Source organism: Pseudomonas sp. IT-P100, assembly GCF_949767185.1.
GTDB lineage: Bacteria > Pseudomonadota > Gammaproteobacteria > Pseudomonadales > Pseudomonadaceae > Aquipseudomonas > Aquipseudomonas fluorescens_B.
Map to the genome: position 1 here is coordinate 15,452 of NZ_CATKQK010000006.1, position 25,384 is coordinate 40,835.

At 60.6% G+C, this 25,384-nt stretch carries 17 protein-coding genes and 2 tRNA genes; 14 read left to right on the top strand and 5 right to left on the bottom strand.

Annotation, left to right across the window (positions count from 1 at the left end; genetic code table 11):
• The first annotated feature begins 48 nt into the window (after window positions 1-48).
• From ACM6IQ_RS04925 to ACM6IQ_RS04935, 3 genes are all read left to right on the top strand, one after another.
• Window positions 49-1,236 (top strand): ATP phosphoribosyltransferase regulatory subunit, encoded by a 1,188-nt coding sequence (locus ACM6IQ_RS04925; RefSeq protein ID WP_414878173.1) that lies wholly within the window; start codon window positions 49-51, stop codon window positions 1,234-1,236.
• 55 nt (window positions 1,237-1,291) lie between these two features.
• Window positions 1,292-2,581 (top strand): adenylosuccinate synthase, encoded by a 1,290-nt coding sequence (locus ACM6IQ_RS04930; RefSeq protein ID WP_017336257.1) that lies wholly within the window; start codon window positions 1,292-1,294, stop codon window positions 2,579-2,581.
• 150 nt (window positions 2,582-2,731) lie between these two features.
• Window positions 2,732-4,666 carry a methyl-accepting chemotaxis protein gene (locus ACM6IQ_RS04935; protein ID WP_017336258.1) on the top strand — a complete coding sequence of 645 codons (1,935 nt, stop codon included), beginning with the start codon at window positions 2,732-2,734 and terminating at the stop codon, window positions 4,664-4,666.
• Between the two features lie 101 nt (window positions 4,667-4,767).
• Here ACM6IQ_RS04935 and ACM6IQ_RS04940 read toward each other — a convergent pair whose 3' ends face one another.
• The 4 genes from ACM6IQ_RS04940 to ACM6IQ_RS04955 form a co-directional block, all read right to left on the bottom strand.
• A complete protein-coding gene (locus tag ACM6IQ_RS04940; RefSeq protein ID WP_414878174.1) occupies window positions 4,768-6,333 on the bottom strand; it encodes an ABC transporter permease in 1,566 nt (521 codons plus the stop codon).
• Window positions 6,333-7,343: an extracellular solute-binding protein gene (locus tag ACM6IQ_RS04945; protein WP_414878175.1), complete on the bottom strand. Its 1,011-nt coding sequence runs from the start codon at window positions 7,341-7,343 to the stop codon at window positions 6,333-6,335. Before ACM6IQ_RS04945 ends, ACM6IQ_RS04940 begins: the two co-directional genes overlap by 1 nt.
• Before the next feature lie 239 nt (window positions 7,344-7,582).
• A tRNA-Leu gene (locus ACM6IQ_RS04950) sits at window positions 7,583-7,669 on the bottom strand.
• 165 nt (window positions 7,670-7,834) lie between these two features.
• A tRNA-Leu gene (locus tag ACM6IQ_RS04955) sits at window positions 7,835-7,921 on the bottom strand.
• A 226-nt stretch (window positions 7,922-8,147) separates the two neighbouring features.
• Here ACM6IQ_RS04955 and rnr point away from each other — a divergent pair.
• The 11 genes from rnr (at window position 8,148) to ACM6IQ_RS05010 (ending at window position 25,112) form a co-directional block, all read left to right on the top strand.
• Complete coding sequence (gene rnr, locus ACM6IQ_RS04960) at window positions 8,148-10,766, top strand: ribonuclease R (protein ID WP_017336261.1); 2,619 nt, start codon at window positions 8,148-8,150, stop codon at window positions 10,764-10,766.
• The gene (gene rlmB / locus ACM6IQ_RS04965; protein WP_017336262.1) at window positions 10,763-11,530 is read left to right on the top strand and encodes a 23S rRNA (guanosine(2251)-2'-O)-methyltransferase RlmB; all 768 of its coding nucleotides are present in this window, start codon (window positions 10,763-10,765) and stop codon (window positions 11,528-11,530) included. The genes rnr and rlmB overlap by 4 nt, the downstream gene beginning before the upstream one ends.
• Window positions 11,531-11,845: 315 nt before the next feature.
• Window positions 11,846-12,268: a 30S ribosomal protein S6 gene (gene rpsF, locus ACM6IQ_RS04970; protein WP_003217491.1), complete on the top strand. Its 423-nt coding sequence runs from the start codon at window positions 11,846-11,848 to the stop codon at window positions 12,266-12,268.
• A 28-nt stretch (window positions 12,269-12,296) separates the two neighbouring features.
• The gene (gene rpsR, locus ACM6IQ_RS04975; protein ID WP_002551829.1) at window positions 12,297-12,527 is read left to right on the top strand and encodes a 30S ribosomal protein S18; all 231 of its coding nucleotides are present in this window, start codon (window positions 12,297-12,299) and stop codon (window positions 12,525-12,527) included.
• 36 nt (window positions 12,528-12,563) lie between these two features.
• Window positions 12,564-13,457 (top strand): hypothetical protein, encoded by an 894-nt coding sequence (locus ACM6IQ_RS04980; protein WP_017336264.1) that lies wholly within the window; start codon window positions 12,564-12,566, stop codon window positions 13,455-13,457.
• 19 nt (window positions 13,458-13,476) lie between these two features.
• Window positions 13,477-13,923: a 50S ribosomal protein L9 gene (gene rplI / locus ACM6IQ_RS04985; RefSeq protein WP_007939577.1), complete on the top strand. Its 447-nt coding sequence runs from the start codon at window positions 13,477-13,479 to the stop codon at window positions 13,921-13,923.
• 121 nt (window positions 13,924-14,044) lie between these two features.
• A complete protein-coding gene (gene dnaB / locus ACM6IQ_RS04990; protein ID WP_017336265.1) occupies window positions 14,045-15,439 on the top strand; it encodes a replicative DNA helicase in 1,395 nt (464 codons plus the stop codon).
• A 250-nt stretch (window positions 15,440-15,689) separates the two neighbouring features.
• Window positions 15,690-17,993: a YgiQ family radical SAM protein gene (locus tag ACM6IQ_RS04995; RefSeq protein ID WP_017336266.1), complete on the top strand. Its 2,304-nt coding sequence runs from the start codon at window positions 15,690-15,692 to the stop codon at window positions 17,991-17,993.
• A gap of 378 nt (window positions 17,994-18,371) precedes the next feature.
• Window positions 18,372-21,647, top strand: a complete 3,276-nt coding sequence (locus ACM6IQ_RS05000) for a DUF2126 domain-containing protein (protein ID WP_414878176.1) — start codon at window positions 18,372-18,374, stop codon at window positions 21,645-21,647.
• 88 nt (window positions 21,648-21,735) lie between these two features.
• Window positions 21,736-24,222, top strand: a complete 2,487-nt coding sequence (locus ACM6IQ_RS05005) for a circularly permuted type 2 ATP-grasp protein (RefSeq protein ID WP_414878177.1) — start codon at window positions 21,736-21,738, stop codon at window positions 24,220-24,222.
• Entirely contained in the window at window positions 24,222-25,112 is an 891-nt protein-coding gene (locus ACM6IQ_RS05010; protein WP_017336269.1) for a transglutaminase family protein, read from the top strand. The genes ACM6IQ_RS05005 and ACM6IQ_RS05010 overlap by 1 nt, the downstream gene beginning before the upstream one ends.
• A gap of 77 nt (window positions 25,113-25,189) precedes the next feature.
• Here the strand turns inward: ACM6IQ_RS05010 and ACM6IQ_RS05015 are convergent, their stop codons facing one another.
• Window positions 25,190-25,381, bottom strand: a complete 192-nt coding sequence (locus tag ACM6IQ_RS05015; RefSeq protein ID WP_017336270.1) for a hypothetical protein — start codon at window positions 25,379-25,381, stop codon at window positions 25,190-25,192.
• Window positions 25,382-25,384 lie beyond the last annotated feature (3 nt).

Consider the following 25,384-nt stretch of genomic DNA (forward strand, 5'->3'; position numbering starts at 1 on the left):
CAAGGCTCGCCCAAAGGCTGGCCGCCCGGACCATAGGGGAATGGCGTAATGGCAACGGTAGACCGCTGGCTGCTGCCAGATGGCATCGAAGAAGTACTGCCACCGGAAGCGGCGCGCATTGAAGTCGCGCGTCGTCAGGTGTTGGATCTGTTCCAGAGCTGGGGTTACGAGTTTGTCGTGACTCCCCATATCGAGTACCTGGAATCCCTGCTGACCGGTGCCGGCCAGGACCTCGATCTGCGTACCTTCAAGGTCATCGACCCGCAATCGGGTCGGCAGATGGGTTTCCGTGCCGACATCACGCCGCAAGTGGCGCGCATCGACGCGCACACCCTGCGTCGCGAAGGTCCGAGCCGCCTGTGCTATGCCGGCAGCGTGCTGCACGCTCAGCCACGCGCCTTGTCGTCCTCGCGCAGCCCGATTCAGCTGGGCGCCGAGTTGTACGGCGATGCCAGCCCGAGCAGCGACGTGGAAGTCATCAGTCTGATGCTGGCCATGCTGCAACTGGCCGATGTGCCGGATGTGCACATGGACCTCGGTCATGTGGGTATCTACCGCGGCCTGGCCCGCGCGGCCGGTTTGTCCGGTGAAGTTGAACAGCAGTTGTTCGATGCGTTGCAACGCAAGGCCATCGACGAGGTCATTACCTTGACCGAAAGCTTGCCTGCCGATCTGTCGGGCATGCTGCGGGCGTTGGTTGACCTGTGTGGCGGCCGTGAAGTGCTGGAAGCTGCGCGCGTACGTCTGGCAGATGCACCGGCGCCAGTGTTGGCGGCTCTGGATGACTTGCTGGCGATTGCCGAGCGTCTGTCCACGCGTTTCCCTGAATTGCCGCTTTACTTCGACCTTGGCGAGTTGCGCGGCTACCACTACCACACCGGTGTGGTGTTCGCGGTGTTCGTGCCGGGCGTTGGCCAGTCCATTGCCCAGGGCGGTCGTTACGACGACATCGGCGCCGACTTCGGTCGTGCCCGTCCGGCAACCGGCTTCTCTACCGATTTGAAAACCCTGGTGACCCTGGGGCGTGCTGACATCGAGCTACCGTCTGGCGGTATCTGGATGCCTGACAGTACGGATGCGGCACTCTGGCAGCAGGTTTGCCAGTTGCGCAGTGAGGGTCAGCGTGTCGTTCAGGCCTTGCCTGGACAGCCTTTGGCCGCCGCCCGTGAAGCGGACTGCGACCGGCAATTGATTCAGCAGAACGGGCTTTGGCAAGTATCGCCACTGGCTTCTTGAGTTTTCCTGTCGGCCCGTGGCCGGCACCAAGTTTGCGCGAATGAGGACAAGTGTTATGGGTAAGAATGTCGTAGTCCTGGGCACCCAATGGGGTGATGAGGGCAAAGGCAAGATCGTTGATCTGCTGACCGAACATGCTGCCGCCGTAGTGCGCTACCAGGGTGGCCACAACGCTGGCCACACCCTGGTGATCGATGGCGAAAAAACCGTCTTGCACCTGATCCCGTCGGGCGTACTGCGCGAAGGCGTGCAGTGCCTGATCGGCAACGGCGTGGTGGTTGCACCGGACGCCTTGCTGCGCGAGATCGTCAAGCTGGAAGAGAAAGGCGTGCCGGTGCGTGAGCGCCTGCGTATCAGCCCGTCCTGCCCGCTGATCCTGTCCTTCCACGTTGCGCTGGACCAGGCCCGTGAAAAGGCCCGTGGCGAGCTGAAGATCGGTACCACCGGTCGCGGCATCGGCCCGGCCTACGAAGACAAGGTTGCTCGTCGTGGCCTGCGTGTTGGCGACCTGCTCAACATGCCGCGCTTTGAAGACAAACTGCGTGAACTGGTGGATTACCACAACTTCATGCTGGTGGGTTACTACAAAGAGCCAGCCATCGAATTCGACAAAACCCTGGCCGAATGCAAAGCATACGCTGAGCTGCTCAAGCCGCTGATGCTGGACGTGACGGCCGAGCTGCACGATCTGCGTCGCGCAGGCAAAGACATCATGTTTGAAGGCGCCCAGGGTTCGTTGCTGGACATCGACCACGGTACCTATCCGTACGTGACCAGTTCTAACACCACCGCTGGCGGCGTTGCTACCGGTTCGGGTGTTGGCCCGATGTTCCTGGACTACATCCTGGGCATCACCAAGGCTTACACCACGCGTGTAGGCTCGGGTCCATTCCCGACTGAACTGTTCGACGAAGTCGGTGCGCACCTGGCCAAACAAGGTCACGAGTTCGGCGCGACGACCGGCCGTGCCCGTCGTTGTGGCTGGTTCGACGCCGTTATCCTGCGTCGCGCTATCGATGTGAACAGCATCTCGGGCATCTGCCTGACCAAGCTGGACGTGCTCGACGGTCTGGAAACCATCAACATCTGCGTCGGCTACAAAGATGCAGAAGGTAAAGTTGTTGCCCCGACTGATGCTGACAGCTACGTGGGTCTGCAGCCTGTGTACGAAGAAGTGCCGGGCTGGACCGAGTCGACCGTGGGTGCCAAAACCCTGGAAGAGTTGCCAGCGAACGCACGTGCCTACATCAAGCGTGTTGAAGAGCTGATCGGTGCGCCGATTGACATTATTTCGACGGGCCCGGATCGCAACGAAACCATCGTTCTGCGTCACCCGTTCGCTTAATAAGCCGTTGATGTAAAACACAAAGGGCCCTTAATCGGGCCCTTTGTCGTTTTTGCCTGTTGGACGGCATGACCTTTGCTGTGATCTTCATTAAGAGCACGTCTTCTGGCGTGCCATCAATTTAATGGCGTCCAGGCAGAGGGATATCAAGTGTCGGCGGTTCTCTCATTGTTACAAAGCCGTCTATTGCGGCCGGTGTTCGTTACCCTTGGTATCGCCCTTTTGGTGCAGGTGCTGGTGGCTGTTGCTCTGACTCGAAGCACAGTGACTGCACTGGAAGCCGATCTGGGTGTGCGCCTTGGGGCGGACAGTCAAAAGCTCTCTGGTGAGCTGGAGCAGGCAGGGCGTGAAGTCACGTCGAGCCTCGACAACCTCTCCACCAGTACACGCCAGCGCCTCACGGCCGGTTTGTCCTCGAAGCTGGAGGAAGAACAGGCTCAGCTGCGTGCCACGCTGGAAAAGGATCTGAAGGATTCCGCCAATGATATGGCGCAGCTCCTGGCCTCGGTCGCACCCCGCGCCATGTGGGACAGCGACGTGCCAACCCTGTCCGAATTCGCCCGTCGCGCCCAGCGCAATCCGAACGTGCTGTTCGTGGTTTATGACGACGCAACGGGGCAGCATCTGACGCGCTACCTCAATCGCGAAAACCCGATCAACAAGGCCCTTCTGGAGAAAGGCCAGGGCGAGCGCGCACTGGACAAAGTGCTGGATGCGGCGAAGAACGATCCTTCGGTCTACTACCTCGAAGCCTCGATCAACCCAAATGGCGTGGAAATCGGCAAGGTTTTGATGGGCGTTTCCACCGCCTCGGTGGAAACCGATCTGGCAGCGTTGGACAAGCGCTTCTCGGCGCTGATCGCCAGCAGTGATCAACTGGTCGGCGATAGCCTCAAAGGTGCGGCAGCTGACAGCGCCACCGCGATGCGGGCTCGCCTGACCTCCGCTCAGTCGACCGCCTCGGAAATGAAAGCCAATACCACCAGTACCGTGCAGGAAGCTGCAGCGACCTTGCGCTGGCGTATCGGCATGGGTCTGGCGCTTGTGGGTTTCGGCGTACTGCTGTTGCTGGCCGTGGTCCTGGGTCGTCGTGTGGTCAATCGCTTGAAGATGCTGATTGCCGCGATGGACGACCTGGCGGCAGGCGAGGGTGATCTGACCAAGCGCGTGCAGATCAACAGCAAGGACGAGATTGGCGACATGGCGTCGGCGGTCAATCGCTTTGTGGACAAGTTGCAACCCATCGTGCGTGAGGCGGGCGATGTGGCCCAGCGCACGGGCGTTGAAATTGGCGCCATGACCTTGCGTAACGCTGGTGCCGACGCGGCCGCGGGCATGCAGCGTGACGAGGTTGCCGAAAGTCTGCGCGCGTTGTCGCAGATGGCTGATGAAGCGCAGTCTGAAAGTCATGCCATGCAGGCAGCCTTGCAGCAGGTGGTGGACATCCGTTCTGCGACCGATGAAAACACCCGGACCTCGGCGAAAGTCGGCAGCTTGATCGAGGCGTTGGCCGGACAGGTCGATACCGGGGCGAAAGTCATCGAGCGACTGGCGCAGCAAAGTGAACAGATTGAAGTGGTGCTCACCGTGATTCACGGGATCGCCGAGCAGACCAACCTGCTGGCGCTGAACGCTGCCATTGAAGCGGCGCGTGCCGGCGAGACCGGCCGCGGCTTTGCCGTAGTGGCGGACGAAGTACGGGCATTGGCGAGCAAGACCCAGAGTTCCACGGGCGACATTCAGGCGCACATCGTGGCCTTGCAGCAAGGTGCACGTGAGGCGGTTGCCGCGATCGGTCAGGCTGGGCGTCAGGCCAGCGAAGGTCTGCTGGTATTGCGTGACAGTGCGCGGTTGCAGCAGTCGGTGCAGGTGTCGGTCGAGCAGGTGCATGCGGCCATTGGCCTGGCAACGCAGGCAGCAGCGCATCAGGCGCAAGGCGCGCAGGCGGTGCGGGGTCGGGTTGAAACCATTCACGCGCAGGCTGAGAAAGCGGCTCAGGCGGTGGTGGAGACTACGGCGAGCGGCAAGGTGCTGGACGGGTTGGCAGCGCAGTTGAAGGCGAGCCTGGGGCAGTTCAGGGCCTGATAAGGTCTGAAGATCAAGAGATCGCAGCCTTCGGTAGCTCCTGCACAGGAATATGCGTTTCCCTGTAGGAGCTGCCGAAGGCTGCGATCTTTTTTGCTTTGTTAGCGGCTTAGGTACATTCGCGTTGTAAGCAGATAAACCGGTAGCCCCGACACCAATATCAACAACGCCGCATAAGGCGCCGCCGCCGCAAACTCTACGTTCGCGGTATGCGCCCAAACTTCCGTCGCCAACGTATTAAGTCCGGTCGGACTCAGCAGCAACGTCGCCGTCAGCTCCTTCATCGCGTCCAGAAACACCAGCGCAAACGCCGCGCCGAGTGCCGGGAAAATAATCGGCAGGGTCACCCGGCAAAACGCACTGAAGGATGAGGCCCCCAGCGTGCGAGCCGCCTCTTCCAGCTGCGGCGCAGCCTTGTTCAATGCCGTACGAATCGGCGCCTGAGCCAGCGGCAGAAACAGCAGCGCATAAGCGATCAGCAGCAACGCCGAGGTCTGGTACAGCACCGGCACGTAGTGCAGCGCGAAATACACCAGCGTCAGCGCAATCACCAGTCCTGGCAGCGCATGCAGGAGATACGGCAATCGCTCGGCCCAGATCGCCAGTTGGCCTTTGTAGCGCACCACCAACAAGCCCACCGGCACCGCCAGCACCAGGCACAACGCTGCGCCACCCAGCGATAGCGCCAGAGAAGAAAGCAGTGCCTCGCTGATCGCTGCCACCGGGAACGCCGCTGAAGAACCGACCGCCAGCCAGTACGCCAGCATCCCCAAGGGAATCCCGCTGCCGATGATCGCCAGTGCCAGGCAAAAAATTTGTCCGGCGACAGCCCAGGGCCCTAATCGAACCTGTTCCGCTTGTCGCGCGGCACCCTGGCCGGTGCGCACGTGCCGGCCTTTACCGCGGACTCGCAGTTCAAGCCATAGCAGCATCAGGCATAGCGCGAGCAACACAGCGGAAAGCATCGCCGCGTTGGCGTTGCTGAATTCCAGTTCGAACTGCTGATAGATCGCCGTGGTGAATGTCTGCAAGCCGATGATCGACAGCGCACCGAATTCCACGAGCATGTGCAGGGCAATTAGCAACGAGCCGGCAAGCAGCGACGGCCAGAGCAGTGGCAGGGTGATTTTGAAGAATACACTCCAGCGATTCTGTCCAAGCGTCCGTGCGGACTCCTCGAGAGAGGGGTCAAGATTGCGCAGGGTCGCCGCAACCGGTAAAAAAATCAGCGGATACTTGGACAGGGTCATCACCAGGATCGCCCCGCCCAAACCTTCGAAGTGGGCGCTCAACGAAACCCAGGTGAAGCTGCTGACAAAGGCCGGCACCGCGAACGGCAGGCACAGGATCACGCCCCACAAACGCCGTCCGGGCAAGTTGCTGCGCTCAAGCAGCCAGGCCAGCGAGAGGCCGATCACGCCACAGGCAACCGTCACGCCCACCATCAATGCCAGGGTATTGCGCAGCAGGCCGAACACATAAGGTCGCCACAACAGATGCAGTGCCTCGGCCCAGCCGGCCTGCCAGGTCTTGAGCCCGACGTATGCCAGCGGTAAAAGACTGAGCACCACCAGCAGCAAAACCGGTAACAACAGCCAGATCGAAGGCCACTTGCGCCGTGGCACGTAAGCCCCGCGAGACGCAGGGGCTGATAACGATGCGCCCATCAGTTCAAGCCAACGTCACGTTCCAGGTCCAGGGCTTCTTCGGCGTTGCCAAGGTCGGCCGGCGTGACTTTCGGCGCTTGCAGTTCGCTGAACGGCTTGAGGCCGCGATCCGATTGCATGCCTTTGTGCAGCGGGTATTCGGCGGTGGTCTGGGTGATCACGCGCTGACCTTCTTCGCTGGCCATGTAGGCGAGGAATTGCTGGGCTTCTTTTGGGTGTTTGCTGGATTTCAGGACGGCAGCGCTGGAAACGGTGATCAGTCCGCCGACGTCGCCGCCGGTGAAGTAGTGCAGTTTCGAGTCGAGCTGGCCTTTTTCACGCTGCAAGGCGAACCAGTAGTAATTGTTCACCAGCACGGCGGCGACTTCGCCGTTTTCCACGGCTTTCAGCGCCACCATGTTATTGCTGTAAGTCTTGCCGAACGCGCGCAGGCCGGTCAGCCATTCTTCGGCTGCGTCCATGCCGTGCACCTTGATGATCGCCACGGCTTGTTCCTGGAACGCGCCGCTGGTGGGCACGAAGCCGACCTTGCCTTGCCATTTCGGGTCGGAGAATTCCATCACCGTTTTCGGCAGGTCTTTTTCATCGATGAGCTTGGGGTTGAATGCAACGACGCGGACTCGTGCGGTAATTCCGATCCAGGTGCCATTGCCGGCGACGTAGTCTTTGGGCAGGACGGCGAGGGTGGCGGCATCGGTTTGTGCCAGCAGGCCCTGTTCGCCCAGTTTGTTCAGCGGCGGCGATTCTTCGGTGTAGATCACGTCGGCGGGGGAGCGATCGCCTTCTTCGACGACCTGGCTGGCAAGCTGGTTGCTGCTGCCTTTGCGCACATTGACGTGGATGCCGGTCTTGGCTTCAAAGGCTTTGGCGACGGCGTCGCCGACTTCCTTGTGTTGGCCGTTATAGAGTGTCAGGGAAACTGGATCAGCCGCCTGGGTGAGGGAGGTGGCGAGTGCCAGGCCGAGCAGGGTGAAGGTCAGGCCGCGGCGCAGGGTATTTCGAAACATCATTCGCAGGGTTCCTCACTGTCGCATTGCAAAATCTTGCAACAATGATAAACGATATTGTTTCTCAAGTGCGCCTTGCGGCGCTGGAAGGGTTTTGCTAGAGGGGGCTGGTTCAGATCTGTGTGGCGAGGGAGCTTGCTCCCTCGCCACAAAAGCCTTCATGTATTTTCGAAAGCCAGAAACGCAAAAACCCGCTTTCGCGGGTTTCTGTGAAACTCAAGGTCGTGACCTTGAATTTGAATTGGTGCCCAGAAGAAGACTCGAACTTCCACGACCTTGCGGTCACCAGCACCTGAAGCTGGCGTGTCTACCAATTTCACCATCTGGGCATAATCTTCAGCGTTGCCGCTGTTGATGTGGCGCACTATACGGAGAGCGTTTTGATCTGTAAACCCCTGATTTGTTTTTAATAAATCAGAAGCCTGGAATGCAAAAACCCGCTTTCGCGGGTTTTTGTGTGAGCCTTGAAATTGAACTAATCTCAAGCTCGAAATTGGTGCCCAGAAGAAGACTCGAACTTCCACGACCTTGCGGTCACCAGCACCTGAAGCTGGCGTGTCTACCAATTTCACCATCTGGGCAGTATCGACAGCGCTAGTGCGTCGTCGATGGCGCGCACTATACGGAGCGTCTTTTTAACTGTAAACCCCTGGCATCAAAAAAACCTGAAAAATATTACCAGTGGCATTCAAGTAAGCTTTTCGGTGTCGATAAAGGGCTTTAGATGGGCGCTCATAGCCTGAAATTTCCCGTTTCATTACGCCTATGCCAAACTAACCCGCATATAGACAAGGTGAAAACTCTCTAATGGCCGATTGGCAGTCCCTCGATCCCGAGGCCGCTCGTGAAGCGGAAAAATACGATAACCCTATTCCTAGCCGCGAACTGATCCTTCAGCACCTTGCTGATCGGGGTTCGCCTGCTAACCGCGAGCAACTGGTCGAAGAGTTTGGTCTGACCACAGAAGACCAGATCGAAGCCCTGCGCCGCCGCCTGCGCGCCATGGAGCGCGACGCTCAACTCATCTATACCCGTCGCGGCACCTATGCGCCGGTGGACAAGCTCGACCTGATCCTGGGCCGCATCAGCGGTCACCGTGACGGCTTCGGTTTCCTGGTCCCGGACGACGGCAGTGACGATCTGTTCATGAGCCCGGCGCAAATGCGTCTGGTGTTCGATGGTGATCGTGCCCTGGCGCGTGTTTCCGGCCTGGACCGTCGCGGTCGCCGTGAAGGCATGATCGTCGAAGTGGTCTCCCGCGCTCACGAAACCATCGTCGGCCGTTACTTCGAAGAGGGCGGTATCGGCTTCGTGGTGGCGGACAATCCGAAGATCCAGCAGGAAGTGCTGGTCACGCCGGGCCGCAATGCCAACGCCAAGATCGGTCAGTTCGTCGAAGTGAAGATCACTCACTGGCCGACCCCACGCTTCCAGCCGCAAGGCGACGTGGTCGAGGTCGTGGGCAACTACATGGCGCCGGGCATGGAAATCGACGTTGCCCTGCGCACCTACGATATTCCTCACGTCTGGCCTGAGGCGGTACTCAAAGAGGCCGCCAAGCTCAAGCCTGAAGTTGAAGAGAAAGACAAAGAGAAGCGCATCGACCTGCGTCATCTGCCGTTCGTGACCATCGACGGTGAAGATGCGCGCGACTTCGATGACGCGGTTTACTGCGAAGCCAAGCCTGGCAAGCTGCGCCTGTTCTCCGGCGGCTGGAAGTTGTACGTGGCGATTGCCGACGTTTCCAGCTACGTGAAGATCGGTTCGGCACTGGATAACGAATCCCAGGTTCGCGGCAACTCCGTTTACTTCCCGGAGCGCGTCGTGCCGATGCTGCCCGAGCAGCTGTCCAACGGCCTGTGCTCGCTGAATCCGCACGTCGATCGCCTGGCCATGGTCTGCGAAATGACCATCTCCAAAACCGGTGAGATGACCGACTACTGCTTCTACGAAGCAGTTATTCACTCCCATGCCCGCCTGACCTACAACAAGGTCAGCGCGATGCTGGAAACGCCGAAACTCACCGAGGCGCGTCAGCTTCGTGGCGAGTACAACGACGTTCTGCCGCATCTGAAGCAGCTTTACTCACTGTACAAAGTGCTGCTGGCCGCTCGTCACGTGCGTGGCGCGATCGATTTCGAAACGCAGGAAACCCGGATCATCTTCGGGACCGAGCGCAAGATTGCCGAAATCCGCCCAACCGTTCGTAACGATGCGCACAAGCTGATCGAGGAATGCATGCTGGCGGCCAACGTGGCCACCGCCGAATTCCTGAAGAAGCACGAAATTCCTGCGCTGTATCGCGTCCACGATGGTCCGCCGCCGGAGCGTCTGGAAAAACTGCGCGCCTTCCTTGGTGAGCTCGGCCTGTCCCTGCACAAAGGCAAGGATGGCCCGTCGCCGAAGGATTACCAGGCCTTGCTGGCGAGCATCAAGGACCGTCCGGATTTCCATCTGATCCAGACCGTCATGCTGCGCTCGTTGAGCCAGGCGGTGTACAGCGCTGATAACCAGGGCCACTTCGGCCTGAATTACGAAGCCTATACCCACTTCACCTCGCCGATCCGTCGCTACCCGGACTTGCTCACGCACCGGGCGATCCGCAGCGTCATCCATTCCAAGCAGAACACCCCGCACGTTCGCCGTGCCGGCGCGATGACCATTCCGAAAGCGCGCATCTATCCGTACGACGAAGCGGCGCTGGAACAGCTCGGCGAGCAATGTTCGATGAGCGAACGCCGTGCCGACGAAGCGACCCGCGACGTGGTGAACTGGCTCAAGTGCGAGTTCATGAAAGACCGTGTGGGCGAATCGTTCCCGGGTGTGATCACCGCAGTGACCGGTTTTGGTCTGTTTGTCGAGCTGACCGACATCTACGTCGAAGGTCTGGTGCACGTCACCGCGCTGCCGGGCGATTACTACCACTTCGATCCTGTGCATCACCGCCTCGCCGGTGAGCGTACCGGTCGCAGCTTCCGCCTTGGCGACACTGTTGAAGTGCGCGTGATGCGCGTCGACCTCGATGAGCGCAAGATCGACTTCGAGATGGCTGAAAAAACCATCAGCGCACCGATCGGCCGCAAGAAGCGCGGGACTGAAACCGCTGCACCTGCTGCGAAAACGGCTGCTGAGCCGGCGCCGGCGAAAACCGGTCGTCGTCCTGCCAAGGAAAAGGCGGTCGAAGCCTATCGCCCGAGCGATGCCGCGGCGAAAAACGCTGAGCTGCGTAAAAGCCGTGAACTGAAGCAGGCGTTGCTGTCTGAAGCGAAAAGCGGTGGTAAAGCGGCGTCTGGGGGAAAGACCGGACGGTCGGCGCCTGACAAGGCTCCCGGCAGCAAGCCAAGCAAACACCGTAAAGGCCCGCCGAAAGCGGGCTCGGCCCCAGCCAAAAGCGGCGGGGCGCGTAAACCTAAGGCCAAGTCATGAGTCAGTTGGAAAAAATCTACGGCGTACATGCGGTAGAAGCATTGCTGCGTCACCACCCGAAACGCGTCAAGCAGATCTGGCTGGCTGAAGGCCGTAGTGATCCGCGGGTTCAGACGCTGATCCAGCTCGCTGCGGAAAATCGCGTAGCTGTCGGCAACGCCGAGCGTCGTGAACTCGATGCCTGGGTTGAAGGTGTGCACCAGGGCGTGGTGGCGGACGTGAGCCCGAGCCAGGTCTGGGGTGAGGCGATGCTCGACGAGCTGCTCGATCGTACCGACGGGGCGCCGCTGCTGCTGGTGCTTGACGGCGTGACCGATCCGCACAACCTTGGCGCTTGCCTGCGTTCGGCCGATGCGGCCGGCGCGTTGGCGGTGATCGTTCCGAAAGACAAGTCGGCCACGCTGACCCCGACGGTACGAAAAGTGGCCTGTGGCGCAGCGGAAGTGATTCCGTTGGTCGCGGTGACCAACCTGGCGCGTACCCTGGAAAAGCTCAAGCAGCGCGGCTTGTGGGTCGTCGGTACGGCGGGCGAGGCTGAGCAGAGTCTGTATCAGCAAGACATGACCGGCCCGACCATTCTGATCATGGGCGCGGAAGGCAGCGGCATGCGTCGCCTGACTCGCGATCTTTGCGACTACCTGGTGCACCTGCCGATGGCCGGCAGCGTCAGCAGTCTCAACGTGTCCGTGGCGACTGGCGTTTGCCTGTTCGAAGCCCAGCGCCAGCGCAGCGTCAAGGCTGCAGCGGGCGGCAAAAAGTCTTAAAGCGGTTGTAATCCCTGTGGGAGCGGGCCTGCTCGCGATAGCGGTGTAACATTCAGCATAAATATTGAATGTTGCGTCCTCATCGCGAGCAGGCTCGCTCCCACAGTGGTTTGTGTCAGGGCGAAAAGGAACGGTGTGAACGAACTGTTCAAATAATCACCAATTGCCTTGCACCTCTTCTGTCCCTTCTCTACAATTGCGCCCCTTGCTGTGACGGCAGGCACGCATGTGTCTATCGCAGGCAAGTCCATAAGTGTCATTCACTCCTTGTCTGACCGCTTTTGAGCGGCAGGCTACAACCCGTAAGGAGCATTCATGCGTCATTACGAAATCATCTTTTTGGTCCACCCGGATCAAAGCGAGCAAGTCGGCGGCATGGTTGAGCGTTACACCAAGCTGATCGAAGAAGACGGCGGCAAAATCCACCGTCTGGAAGATTGGGGCCGTCGTCAACTGGCCTACGCAATCAACAATGTTCACAAGGCTCACTACGTGATGCTGAACGTTGAGTGCACTGGCAAGGCCCTGGCCGAGCTGGAAGACAACTTCCGCTACAACGATGCAGTGATCCGTAACCTGGTCATCCGTCGCGAAGAAGCCGTTACCGGCCAATCCGAGATGCTCAAGGCTGAAGAAAACCGCAGTGAGCGCCGTGAGCGTCGCGACCGTCCTGAGCACGAAGGCGCTGAAAGCGCTGATAGTGATGACAGCGACAACAGCGATAACGCTGACGAGTAATCCACGGACCTTTTAAGGAGCCTATCAAATGGCACGTTTCTTCCGTCGTCGTAAATTCTGCCGCTTCACCGCTGAAGACGTGAAAGAGATCGATTACAAAGATCTCAACACTCTGAAAGCCTACGTATCCGAGACCGGCAAAATCGTTCCAAGCCGCATCACCGGTACCAAAGCACGTTATCAGCGTCAGCTGGCCACCGCTATCAAGCGCGCCCGCTTCCTGGCCCTGCTGGCCTACACCGACAGCCACGGCCGCTGAGACCGGGCAGTCGACACGTAGCAAAGGATTGAAAGCATGCGTGCCTTAGCTGAGTTCATCATGCGCGGCCGTATGCAGGCCACTCTCGTAGTGGCTGGATGCGCAACATTGCCGTTGTTGTATTGGTTGGGTGCTGCCGCCGGATGCCTTGTGCTCCTGCGGCGCGGATTGAAGGACGCCCTTGGCGTACTTGCTCTGGGACTGCTGCCGGCGTTGATCTGGTGGCTTTACTCCGATGACCCACGGGCACTCCTGGTGCTGCTGGGGTCTTCGAGCCTTGCGTTGGTTTTGCGCGCAAGCGAGTCCTGGAACCGCGTGCTGCTGGTCAGCATAGCGATGGGAGTGGTGTTTGCAGTGGTGCTGGGGACAGCTTTTGCTCCCCAAATCGAGATGCTGGCGCAGGCCTTGATAAAGGTCATGCCGTCGCTACTCGGTGATGTCTACCAGAAGTTGTCGGTAGACGAGCAAGCGCATTTTGCGTCCCTGATTGCACCGGTCCTGACCGGCCTGATTGCGGCCTTGTTGCAAATCGTCAGTGTGCTGAGCCTGATTGTCGGGCGCTACTGGCAGGCGTTGTTGTACAACCCGGGTGGTTTTGGTCGCGAGTTTCGCGCCATCCGATTCCCGCTTTTACCAGCGATGTTGCTGCTGGCGTGCATGCTTCTGGGGCCGAACATCGGTCCACAGATGGCCATGTTGACGCCGTTGTGCAGCGTACCGCTGGTGTTCGCCGGGCTGGCCCTGATTCACGGGCTGGTGGCGCAAAAGCGACTGGCCAGGTTCTGGCTGGTGGGGTTGTACGTCACGCTGTTGCTGTTCATGCAGCTGATCTATCCGTTGCTGGTGGTTCTGGCCATCGTCGACAGCCTGATTGATTTTCGCGGTCGTCTGGTGTCGAAAGACCCCGATAACGCGAACGGTGAAGGTTAAAAGTTAAGAGGATTTTCACATGCAACTGATCCTTCTGGAAAAAGTCACCAACCTGGGCAACCTGGGTGACAAAGTGAACGTTAAGGCTGGTTACGGTCGTAACTACCTGCTGCCTTACGGCAAAGCTACCGCCGCGACCCCAGCCAACCTGGCTGCGTTCGAAGAGCGTCGCGCTGAGCTGGAAAAAGCCGCAGCAGACCGTAAAGCATCGGCTGAAAGCCGTGCCGCCCAACTGGCTGAGCTGGAAGTGACTATCACTGCCACCGCTGGTGACGAAGGCAAGCTGTTCGGTTCGATCGGTACTCACGACATCGCTGATGCACTGACCGCCTCTGGCGTTGAAGTTGCCAAAAGCGAAGTTCGTCTGCCGAACGGCACCATCCGCAACGTAGGCGAATTCGACGTAGCCGTGCACCTGCACGCCGAAGTTGAAGCCACCGTACGCGTTGTCGTGGTAGCAGCTTAAGCAGCACTTGTCGGCTGGCACCCTCGGGTGCTTGCCGGTAACATCGGGCACGATCCTGTTTACAGGTCGTGCCCTTTGTCTTTCTGAACCCCCCAGCTTTTCTTAAATAAACCTAGTGGCCATGAACGATATCTCCGCTCCCGAGCAATACGATCTGCAAACCGCTGCCCTGAAGGTGCCGCCGCATTCCATCGAGGCCGAACAGGCTGTGCTCGGTGGTCTGATGCTGGACAACAACGCCTGGGAACGTGTGCTCGATCAAGTCTCCGACGGCGATTTCTACCGGCATGACCACCGCCTGATCTTCCGCGCGATCGCCAAGCTCGCCGACCAGAACTCCCCGATCGACGTCGTGACCCTTGCCGAGCAATTGGACAAGGAAGGTCAGACTTCGCAGGTCGGCGGCCTCGGTTACCTCGGCGAGTTGGCGAAAAACACGCCGTCCGTCGCCAACATCAAGGCCTATGCGCAGATCGTCCGCGCGCGGGCAACGCTGAGGCAACTGATCGGCATCGCGACCGAGATTGCCGACAGCGCCTTCAACCCGGAAGGCCGCACCGCTGAAGAGATTCTCGACGAAGCCGAGCGTCAGATTTTCCAGATCGCCGAGGCCCGGCCTAAAACCGGCGGCCCGGTGAGCGTGAATGACCTGCTGACCAAGGCAATCGACCGCATCGACACCCTGTTCAACACCGACAACGCCATCACTGGCCTGTCGACGGGTTACACCGACCTTGATGAAAAGACCAGCGGCCTGCAGCCAGCCGACCTGATCATCGTCGCCGGCCGTCCGTCCATGGGTAAAACCACCTTTGCGATGAACCTGGTGGAAAACGCCGTGCTACGCAGCGACAAGTGCGTGCTGGTGTACTCGCTCGAGATGCCAGGTGAATCGCTGATCATGCGTATGCTCTCGTCCCTCGGCCGCATCGACCAGACCAAGGTCCGTGCCGGTCGACTGGACGACGACGATTGGCCGCGCCTGACCTCGGCGGTCAACCTGCTCAACGACCGCAAGCTGTTCATCGACGATACGGCGGGTATCAGCCCTTCGGAAATGCGCGCGCGGACCCGGCGCCTGGTGCGTGAGCACGGCGATGTTGCCCTGATCATGATCGACTACCTGCAATTGATGCAGATTCCGGGTTCCGGTGGTGACAACCGGACCAACGAGATTTCCGAAATCTCCCGCTCCTTGAAAGCCCTGGCCAAGGAATTCAATTGCCCGGTGGTGGCGCTGTCACAGCTCAACCGCTCCCTGGAGCAACGACCGAACAAACGCCCGATCAACTCCGACCTCCGGGAATCCGGAGCGATCGAGCAGGATGCCGACGTCATCATGTTCGTGTACCGGGACGAGGTGTATCACCCGGAAACCGAGCACAAAGGCATCGCCGAGATCATCATCGGCAAGCAGCGGAACGGCCCGATCGGCACGTCGCGACTGGCGTTCATCGGCAAGTACACCCGCTTCGAAAACCTGGCGCCGGGCAGCTACAACTTCGACGACGAGTAACCCGGCAAAAACCTGTGGCAAAGCAGCTTTTGTGGCGAGGGAGCTTGCTCCCGCTTGAGTGCGCAGCGCTCACAAGATTGTGGGGCCGCTTCGCAACCCAGCGGGAGCGAGCTCCCTGGCCACAAAGGCGTGACCTTAAGATCGGCGCTCAAAACAACCACCGACATTTCCGACCATAGCCGTCGGAATTGGTTATTTTTTGTGCTATATTCCGCGCCCGCGATTTTTCATCTCAACACCGGTCATCGTCATGCAAACAGCCAAGCCGTTATTTGACTATCCCAAGTACTGGGCCGAATGTTTCGGTCCAGCGCCATTCCTGCCAATGAGCAGGGAGGAGATGGATCAGCTTGGCTGGGATTCCTGCGACATCATCATCGTCACCGGTGATGCCTACGTTGACCATCCGTCGTTCGGCATGGCGATCATCGGCCGGCTGCTGGAGTCGCAAGGCTTCCGCGTCGGGATCATTGCCCAGCCGAACTGGCAGTCCAAAGACGACTTCATGAAACTCGGCGAGCCGAACCTGTTCTTCGGCGTCGCGGCCGGCAACATGGACTCGATGATCAACCGCTACACCGCCGACAAGAAAATCCGTTCCGACGACGCCTACACCCCCGGTGGCCTGGCGGGCAAACGTCCGGATCGTGCGAGCCTCGTTTACAGCCAGCGCTGCAAGGAAGCCTACAAGAACGTGCCGATCGTGCTTGGCGGCATCGAAGCGTCCCTGCGCCGCATCGCCCACTACGATTACTGGCAGGACCGGGTGCGCAACTCGATCCTGATCGACGCCTGCGCTGACATCCTGCTCTACGGCAACGCCGAGCGTGCGATCGTCGAAGTTGCCCAGCGTCTGTCCTACGGTCACAAGATCGAAGACATCACCGACGTGCGCGGCACCGCGTTCATCCGTCGCGATACGCCGAAAGACTGGTACGAAGTCGATTCCACGCGCATCGACCGTCCGGGCAAGATCGACAAGATCATCAACCCGTACGTGAACACCCAGGACACTCAGGCCTGCGCCATCGAGCAGGAAAAGGGCCCGGTTGAGGACCCGAGCGAAGCCAAGGTCGTGCAGATCCTGGCGAGCCCGAAAATGACTCGCGACAAGACCGTGATTCGTCTGCCATCGGTTGAAAAGGTCCGTGGCGACGCGGTGCTTTATGCCCACGCCAACCGTGTGCTTCACCTCGAAACCAACCCGGGCAACGCCCGTGCACTGGTGCAGAGGCATGGCGAAGTCGACGTCTGGTTCAACCCGCCGCCGATTCCGATGACCACTGAAGAAATGGACTACGTGTTCGGCATGCCTTACGCACGTATCCCGCACCCGGCGTACGGCAAGGAAAAAATCCCGGCCTACGACATGATCCGTTTCTCGGTGAACATCATGCGTGGCTGCTTCGGTGGCTGCACGTTCTGCTCGATCACCGAGCACGAAGGCCGGATCATCCAGAACCGTTCCGAAGAGTCGATCATTCGCGAAATCGAAGAGATCCGCGACAAGGTCCCAGGCTTTACCGGCGTCATTTCCGACCTCGGCGGCCCGACCGCGAACATGTACCGAATCGCCTGCAAGAGCCCGGAAATCGAATCCGCGTGCCGCAAGCCATCGTGCGTGTTCCCGGGTATTTGTCCGAACCTGAACACCGACCACTCGTCGCTGATCCAGCTGTATCGCAGCGCCCGTGCCTTGCCGGGTGTGAAGAAGATTTTGATCGCGTCCGGCCTGCGTTATGACCTCGCGGTCGAGTCGCCGGAATACGTCAAGGAGCTGGTGACCCACCACGTCGGTGGTTACCTGAAGATCGCCCCGGAACACACCGAGGAAGGTCCGCTCAACCAGATGATGAAACCGGGCATCGGCAGCTACGACAAGTTCAAGCGCATGTTCGAGAAGTACTCCAAGGAAGCCGGGAAAGAGCAGTACCTGATTCCGTACTTCATCGCCGCTCACCCGGGCACCACCGACGAAGACATGATGAACCTGGCCCTGTGGCTCAAGGGCAATGGCTTCCGCGCCGACCAGGTGCAGGCGTTCTACCCGTCGCCGATGGCCACCGCCACCGCGATGTACCATTCGGGCAAGAACCCGCTGCGCAAGGTCACTTACAAGAGCGACGCCGTGACCATCGTCAAGAGCGAAGAGCAGCGTCGTCTGCACAAGGCGTTCTTGCGTTACCACGACCCGAAAGGCTGGCCGATGCTGCGTGAAGCGTTGACCCGCATGGGCCGCGCCGACCTGATCGGGCCAGGCAAGAACCAGCTGATTCCGCTGCATCAGCCGGCGACCGACAGCTATCAGAGTGCCCGTCGCAAGAACTCGACGCCGGCGGGCAGCCATAAAGTGGCGGGTGAGAAGACCACCAAGATCCTGACCCAGCACACTGGCCTGCCACCGCGTGCCAGCGATGGCGGCAACCCGTGGGACAAGCGTGAACAGGCCAAGGCGGCGGCATTCGCCCGCAACCAGCAGGCGGCCAAGGAGCGCAAGGATGCGGCCAAAGGCAAAGGACCCAAGCCTGCGCGCAAGCCGGTGGTACCACGGTAAACACTGACCGCTGACAACAGAACGCCAACCTTCGGGTTGGCGTTCTGCGTTTCTGGATCGGTGATCACCTGTGGCGAGGGCGCTTGCTCCCGCTCGACTGCGAAGCAGTCGCAAACCAGCTGGCACGTCTTGATGGAAGGGACTCATTACCTGATTCAGGGCCGCTGCGCGCCCCAGCGGGAGCAAGCGCCCTCGCCACAATGACGGCGTACACTCACTCCTGCGCCACAAATGCGTGCAACTCCCCCAAACCAATTCTCCGCATTGCCCGATTTTGGTGCTGTACTGCCTAAGCAAATCTATGAAAGCGCCAGCGCCACTGGATGGCATAAGTCTTGCGCGCTTTCGAATACGCTCAAGGCTCGCAGGAGGCACGCCGTGTCGATTCATGTCGCATTGCACCACGTCACGCATTACCGCTACGACCGCGCCGTCGAGCTCGGGCCGCAGATCGTTCGCCTGCGCCCGGCCGCCCACAGTCGCACGCGGATACTGTCGTACGCGCTGAAAGTCTCGCCCGAGCAGCATTTCATCAACTGGCAGCAGGATCCCCAGGGCAATTACCTGGCGCGGTTGGTGTTCCCGGAGAAAACCGCGGAACTGCGGATCGAAGTCGATCTGCTGGCAGAGATGGCGGTGTTCAATCCGTTCGACTTTTTCCTCGAGCCTTACGCCGAACAGATCCCTTTCGCCTACGCTGCCGACGAGCGCAAGGAACTGGCGCCGTACCTGGAAACCTTGCCCCTGACGCCGAAGTTCAAGGCGTATCTGGACGGTATCGACCGCACGCCGTTGCCAAGCGTGGATTTCCTTGTCGCGCTGAACCAGCGGCTGAGCGAAGACATTGGCTACCTGATTCGTATGGAGCCGGGTGTGCAAACGCCTGAACACACGCTTGAGCATGCCTCCGGTTCCTGCCGCGACTCGGCGTGGTTGCTGGTGCAATTGCTGCGCAATCTCGGGCTGGCCGCTCGTTTCGTCTCCGGTTACCTGATTCAACTCACCGCCGACGTCAAAAGTCTGGATGGCCCTTCTGGTACCGAGGTGGACTTCACTGATTTGCACGCCTGGTGCGAAGTCTATTTGCCGGGGGCCGGCTGGATCGGCCTGGACGCGACGTCGGGGCTGTTTGCCGGTGAAGGACACATTCCGTTGGCGTGTAGTCCCGATCCGGGCTCTGCGGCACCGATCAGTGGCTTGGTGGAACCGTGCGAGTGCGAATTCACCCATGAAATGTCCGTGGAGCGGATTTGGGAAGCGCCGCGGGTCACCAAGCCCTACACCGAGGATCAATGGCTGGCGATCCAGGCGCTGGGCCGGCAGATCGATGCCGACCTGCTGGAAGGCGACGTTCGCCTGACCATGGGCGGGGAGCCGACCTTCGTCTCCATCGATGATCCAGACGGCGCCGAGTGGAACACCGCTGCACTCGGGCCGGACAAGCGTCGCCTGTCCGCCGAACTGTTTCAGCGCATGCGCAAGCGTTACGCGCCCAAGGGCCTGGTGCACTTCGGTCAAGGCAAGTGGTACCCCGGCGAGCAACTGCCGCGCTGGTCGCTGAACTGTTACTGGCGTCGGGACGGCGTGCCGATCTGGCACAACAGCGCGCTGATTGCCGACGAGCAGGAAGACTACGGCGCCGATGGCGAGCTGGCGGGGCGCTTTCTGGCAAGTGTCGCCGAACGTTTGAAAATTCCGACACGTTTTGTGTTCCCGGCTTACGAAGACAATTTCTATTACCTCTGGCGCGAAGGCACGTTGCCGCAGAACGTCAGCGCCGAAGACTCACGACTGGAAGAGCCGCTGGAGCGTGCGCGTCTGCGTAAAGTCTTCAGTCAGGGGCTGGATAAAGTAATCGGCCAGGTCCTGCCGCTGGCGCGCACCGCCAAGGGCGATCAATGGCAAAGCGGTCGCTGGTACCTGCGCGACGAGCACTGCCGCTTGGTGCCGGGGGATTCGCCGCTGGGCTATCGCTTGCCGCTGGGATCGCAGCCGTGGGTCAAGGCCGCCGAGTATCCGTTCATCTATCCCAACGACCCTAACCAGGAATTCCCGGCGCTTCCGGACACCCAGCAGCTGAACAGCCCCGGAGCCGCGGCTGAAGCGGTCGAGCGGGATCTGGAGGTCGACGAATCCGCCGACTGGCTGACGCGCACCGCGTTTTGCGCCGAGGCGCGGGAAGGGCGCTTGTACCTGTTCATGCCGCCGCTGGAGCGGGTCGAGGATTATCTGGAACTTGTCACCGCGATCGAGGCCACGGCGCAGGAGTTGCACTGCCCGGTGTTGCTGGAAGGCTATGAGCCGCCGAGCGATCCGCGTCTGAGCAACTTCCGCATCACCCCGGACCCGGGCGTGATCGAGGTGAACGTGCAGCCGTCCGCCACATGGGACGAACTGGTCGAGCGCACCGAGTTTCTCTACGAAGAGGCGCGCCAGACCCGGCTGACCACCGAGAAATTCATGATCGATGGCCGACACACTGGCACCGGCGGCGGTAACCATTTCGTACTGGGTGGCGCGACGCCGGCTGACTCACCGTTTCTGCGTCGTCCCGACCTGCTGCGCAGCCTGATCAGCTACTGGCACAACCATCCGTCGTTGTCCTACCTGTTCTCCGGGCTGTTCATCGGCCCGACGTCCCAGGCACCGCGCGTCGATGAGGCGCGCAACGATGCGCTGTACGAGCTGGAAATCGCCTTTGCACAAATGCCTGAACCGGGCGAAGAGTGCGCGCCATGGCTGGTGGATCGGTTGTTGCGCAACCTGTTGATCGACGTGACTGGCAACACCCACCGCGCCGAGTTCTGCATCGACAAGCTTTATTCACCGGACGGCGCGACGGGGCGCCTTGGTTTGCTGGAGTTGCGTGCCTTTGAAATGCCACCGCATGCGCGCATGAGTCTGGCGCAACAGTTGTTGCTGCGAGCGCTGGTCGCGCGATTCTGGCGCGAGCCTTATGCTCCGCCGAAACTGGCGCGCTGGGGCACTGAATTACACGACCGGTTCCTGTTGCCGCACTTTATCGAACAGGATTTCGCCGATGTCATCGTTGATCTCAACGCCTCGGGTTACCCCGTGCGGGCCGAGTGGTTTGCCGCGCATCTGGAGTTCCGCTTTCCCAAGGTCGGCGACTACGCCGTCAGCGGCATCGAACTGGAAGTGCGCCAGGCGCTCGAGCCGTGGCATGTGCTGGGCGAGGAGGGCGCCGTTGGTGGCACGGTACGGTATGTGGATTCTTCCCTTGAGCGTTTGCAGGTCAAGCTCACCGGCCTGCCGCCGCAACGTTATTTGCTGACCTGCAACGGCGTTCCGGTGCCCTTGCAGCCCACCGGGCGGGTTGGCGAGTTCGTGGCCGGCGTGCGTTTCCGCGCCTGGCAGCCGGCCAACTGCCTGCAACCGACCATTGCGGTCCATGCGCCGCTGGTGTTCGACCTGCTCGACACCTGGATGCAGCGGTCGCTGGGGGGCTGTCAGTACCACGTCGCCCATCCGGGCGGGCGCAACTATGACAGCTTGCCGGTGAACGCCAATGAAGCCGAAAGTCGGAGAATGGCGCGTTTCTTCCGCATCGGACACAGCCCAGGGAAACTTCCTATCCCGATTCTGGAAGTTAACGACGAGCTGCCGATGACTCTCGATTTGCGACGTTTCTAAACCGTACGCGACGCTCGGATTTTTCGTATATCCGGGCGTCATGAGCCTGCGTTAGTCTGACCGTTCCTTGCTGTCTGCCGAGCTTTCCATGCCTGACCTGCTAGACCGCTACCCGCTGACGGCGGGCACTTATCACGAACTGCTCGACAACAGCGGCGCGGTGCGTCCGCACTGGCGTCGGCTGTTCGACCAGTTGCAACGCAGTACGCCCGCGCAGCTGGTGCAGCGTCAGGCACTGCTGACCCGGCAGATCCAGGAAAACGGCGTGACCTACAACGTCTACGCCGATCCCAAGGGCGCGGATCGACCGTGGGAGCTGGACCTGCTGCCGCATGTGATCGCCGCGGATGAGTGGGCGCTGTTGTCAGCCGGGATCGCACAGCGGGCGCGTCTGTTGAATGCCGTCCTGGCGGATTTATACGGGCCGCAGCGGCTGATCGCTGAAGGCTTGCTGCCGGCTGAACTGGTGTTCGGTCACAACAACTTCCTCTGGCCCTGTCAGGGCATCACGCCGCCCGACGGGGCCTTTCTGCATCTGTATGCCGTGGATCTGGCGCGCACGCCCGACGGGCGCTGGTGGGTCACGGCGGATCGGACTCAGGCACCGTCCGGCGCGGGTTACGCCCTGGAAAACCGCACGATCGTGTCCCGGGCCTTCCCCGAGCTGTACCGAGATTTGAAGGTGCAGCATCTGGCCGGGTTCTTCCGCACGCTGCAGGAAACCCTGGCCCGTCAGGCACCGAGCGATGATGAAGCGCCGTTGGTAGTACTGCTGACACCGGGGCGTTTCAACGAAAGCTACTTCGAACATCTGTACCTGGCGCGGCAGCTCGGTTATCCGCTGGTGGAGGGCGGCGACCTCACGGTGCGCGATGCCACGGTGTACCTGAAAACCCTGAGCGGCCTGCGTCGTGTCCACGCGATCATGCGCCGCCTCGACGACGACTTCTGCGATCCGCTGGAATTGCGCACCGACTCCGCGCTGGGCGTGCCGGGCCTGCTCGAAGCCGTGCGGCAGGGGCGAGTGCTGGTGGCCAACGCGCTGGGCAGCGGCGTTCTCGAGTCGCCAGGACTGTTGGGCTTTCTACCGAGGATCAATCAATTCCTGTTCGGCGAAGAGCTGATTCTGCCCTCCATCGCCACATGGTGGTGCGGCGAAGCGCCGGTGCTGGCCCAGGCATTGGAAAAGTTGCCGGAGCTGCTGATCAAACCGGCGTTTCCTTCGCAGAGTTTTGCGCCGGTATTTGGCCGTGATTTGAGTGAAAAACAGCGCCAGACCCTTGCTGAGCGCATGCAGGCGCGACCTTACGCCTATGTGGCGCAAGAGCTGGCGCAATTGTCCCAGGCGCCGATCTGGCAGGCTGAGGACGGTCAGTTACAGCCTCGGGCGATCGGCATGCGCATGTATGCGGTGGCCAGTCGCGATGGCTATCGGGTGCTGCCCGGTGGTTTGACCCGTGTGGCCGCCGAGGCCGATGCCGAAGTGGTGTCGATGCAACGTGGCGGCGCGAGCAAGGACACCTGGGTGCTGGGGGATCGGCCACCGAGCGGCGAGCAGTGGAAAGCCCAGCGCAGCATCGGCGTGCACGACCTGGTGCGGCGCGATCCGTATCTGCCGTCCCGGGTCGTGGAAAACCTGTTCTGGTTCGGCCGCTACTGTGAACGCTGCGATGACAGCGCTCGGTTGCTGCGGATCATGCTGGCGCGCTACGTCGACGGCGACGACCCGCAAGCTCTGGAGGCGGCTGTCGAACTGGGCGAGCGGTTGATGTTGCTGCCCGATGAAGGCGAATTGCCTGAACGGTTACTGGCGGCGCTGCTCGGCGACGACTGGCCGTTCAGCCTGCGTTCCAACCTGCAGCGCTTGCAGTGGGCGGCTTCGCAGGTGCGCGGCAAGCTCTCGCGGGAAAACTGGCAGGCGCTGGTGGAGTTGCAGCGCGAGGCAATCGAGCTGGAAACCGAAGAGCCGGATTTCGGCGAGTTGCTGGATTTCCTCAACCGTCTGGTGATGTCGCTGGCGGCGCTGTCGGGTTTTGCCCTCGACGACATGACCCGGGACGAAGGCTGGCGCTTCCTGATGATCGGCCGGCGGATCGAGCGCCTGCAATTTCTCAGCGGCAGCCTGGCGGCGTTCCTGCGCGGTAGCGGTGCCTTCGACCAGGCCGGACTTGAATGGCTGCTGGAACTGGGCAACAGCAGCATCACCTACCGCTCGCGGTATCTGGCGGTGGCGCAATTGATCCCGGTGCTGGACCTGTTGCTGCTCGATGAGCAGAACCCTCACGCCGTGTTGTTCCAGCTGAAACTGGTCACTCGCACCCTCAAGCGGTTGAACGATGATTTTGCTGTGCCGCGCGAAGCGGGGCTGCCGCACTTGGTGGAGCGGCTGGCGCGCTTCGATCTGGGGTGCCTGGAGAATTCGTTGTTCGGCGATGCCAGCGTTCGTGCCGCCATAGAGGGTCTGGCCGATCTGCTGCAAGAGATCGCTGACGCCAGCGGACAAGTGTCGGATCGTCTGGCGTTGCGCCATTTCGCCCATGTCGATGATGTCAGCCAGCGCACGGTGTCCGTCTGATGAGCGCCCGTTACCAGATTTTCCACGACACCCATTATCACTACGACAGCCCGGTGTCCCTCGCCCAGCAATTGGCACACCTGTGGCCGCGATCGTGTGCCTGGCAGCGCTGCACCGAGCAGCAATTGCAGATCAGCCCCGATCCGACATCGCGCCGGGACGAGCTGGATGTGTTTGGCAACCCGCTGACCCGACTGGCATTCGAGCGGCCGCACGATGAACTATTGGTCAACGCCCGGCTCACCGTCGAAGTGATGTCCCGGCCAACGCTGGATTTCAATCAATCCCCGGCCTGGGAAGACACCCGCAACGCACTGACCTACAGCAGTCAGCCGCTTTCTCCTGAATTGCTGGAAGCTTGCCGTTACCGGTTCGAATCGCCCTATGTGCATCTGAAGCGCAACTTCGTCGAGTTCTCGGAAAGTTGTTTCCCGGCGGGCCGTCCGTTGTTGCTCGGCGTTCAGGCGCTGATGGAGAAAATCTTCAGCGAGTTCACCTTCGACGCCGAAGCGACGCAGGTGGCAACGCCACTGGTGGAAGTGCTGGAGCGCCGGCGCGGGGTTTGCCAGGACTTTGCTCACCTGATGCTCGCTTGCGTGCGTTCCCGCGGGTTGGCGGCTCGTTACATCAGCGGTTACCTGCTGACTCAGCCACCGCCCGGCCAGCCACGGCTGATCGGTGCCGACGCCTCGCATGCCTGGGTTTCGGTTTTTTGCCCGATGCTGGGCTGGGTGGATTTCGATCCGACCAACAATGTGCAGCCGGCGCTGGAACACATCACCCTGGCCTGGGGCCGGGATTTCTCCGATGTCTCGCCGTTGCGGGGGGTGATTCTGGGGGGCGGTAATCACGACCCGGAAGTCCGCGTCACCGTAATGCCACTGGAGTAACGCAGGGCCAGCAGCGTAACTGCTGACCCTGGACACAGATCCGGTGGGCCTGATCAGATCATCGGGCCCTGAGGGTCTCAGGCGTCGGGCGCCTGATCTTTCGGTGCTTCAACATCACTTTCTGCGGCCACTTCACCGTCTGTTTCCGGGTTCAGTGCGGCGGCTTCTTCTTCAGCTGTAGCTTTCTTGCGCTGAAGCTTTTCCTCTTTCTTCTGCTCCTTGGCCAAGTCTCTCTGACGTTTGGCGAAGGAATAATTAGGTTTAGCCATGGG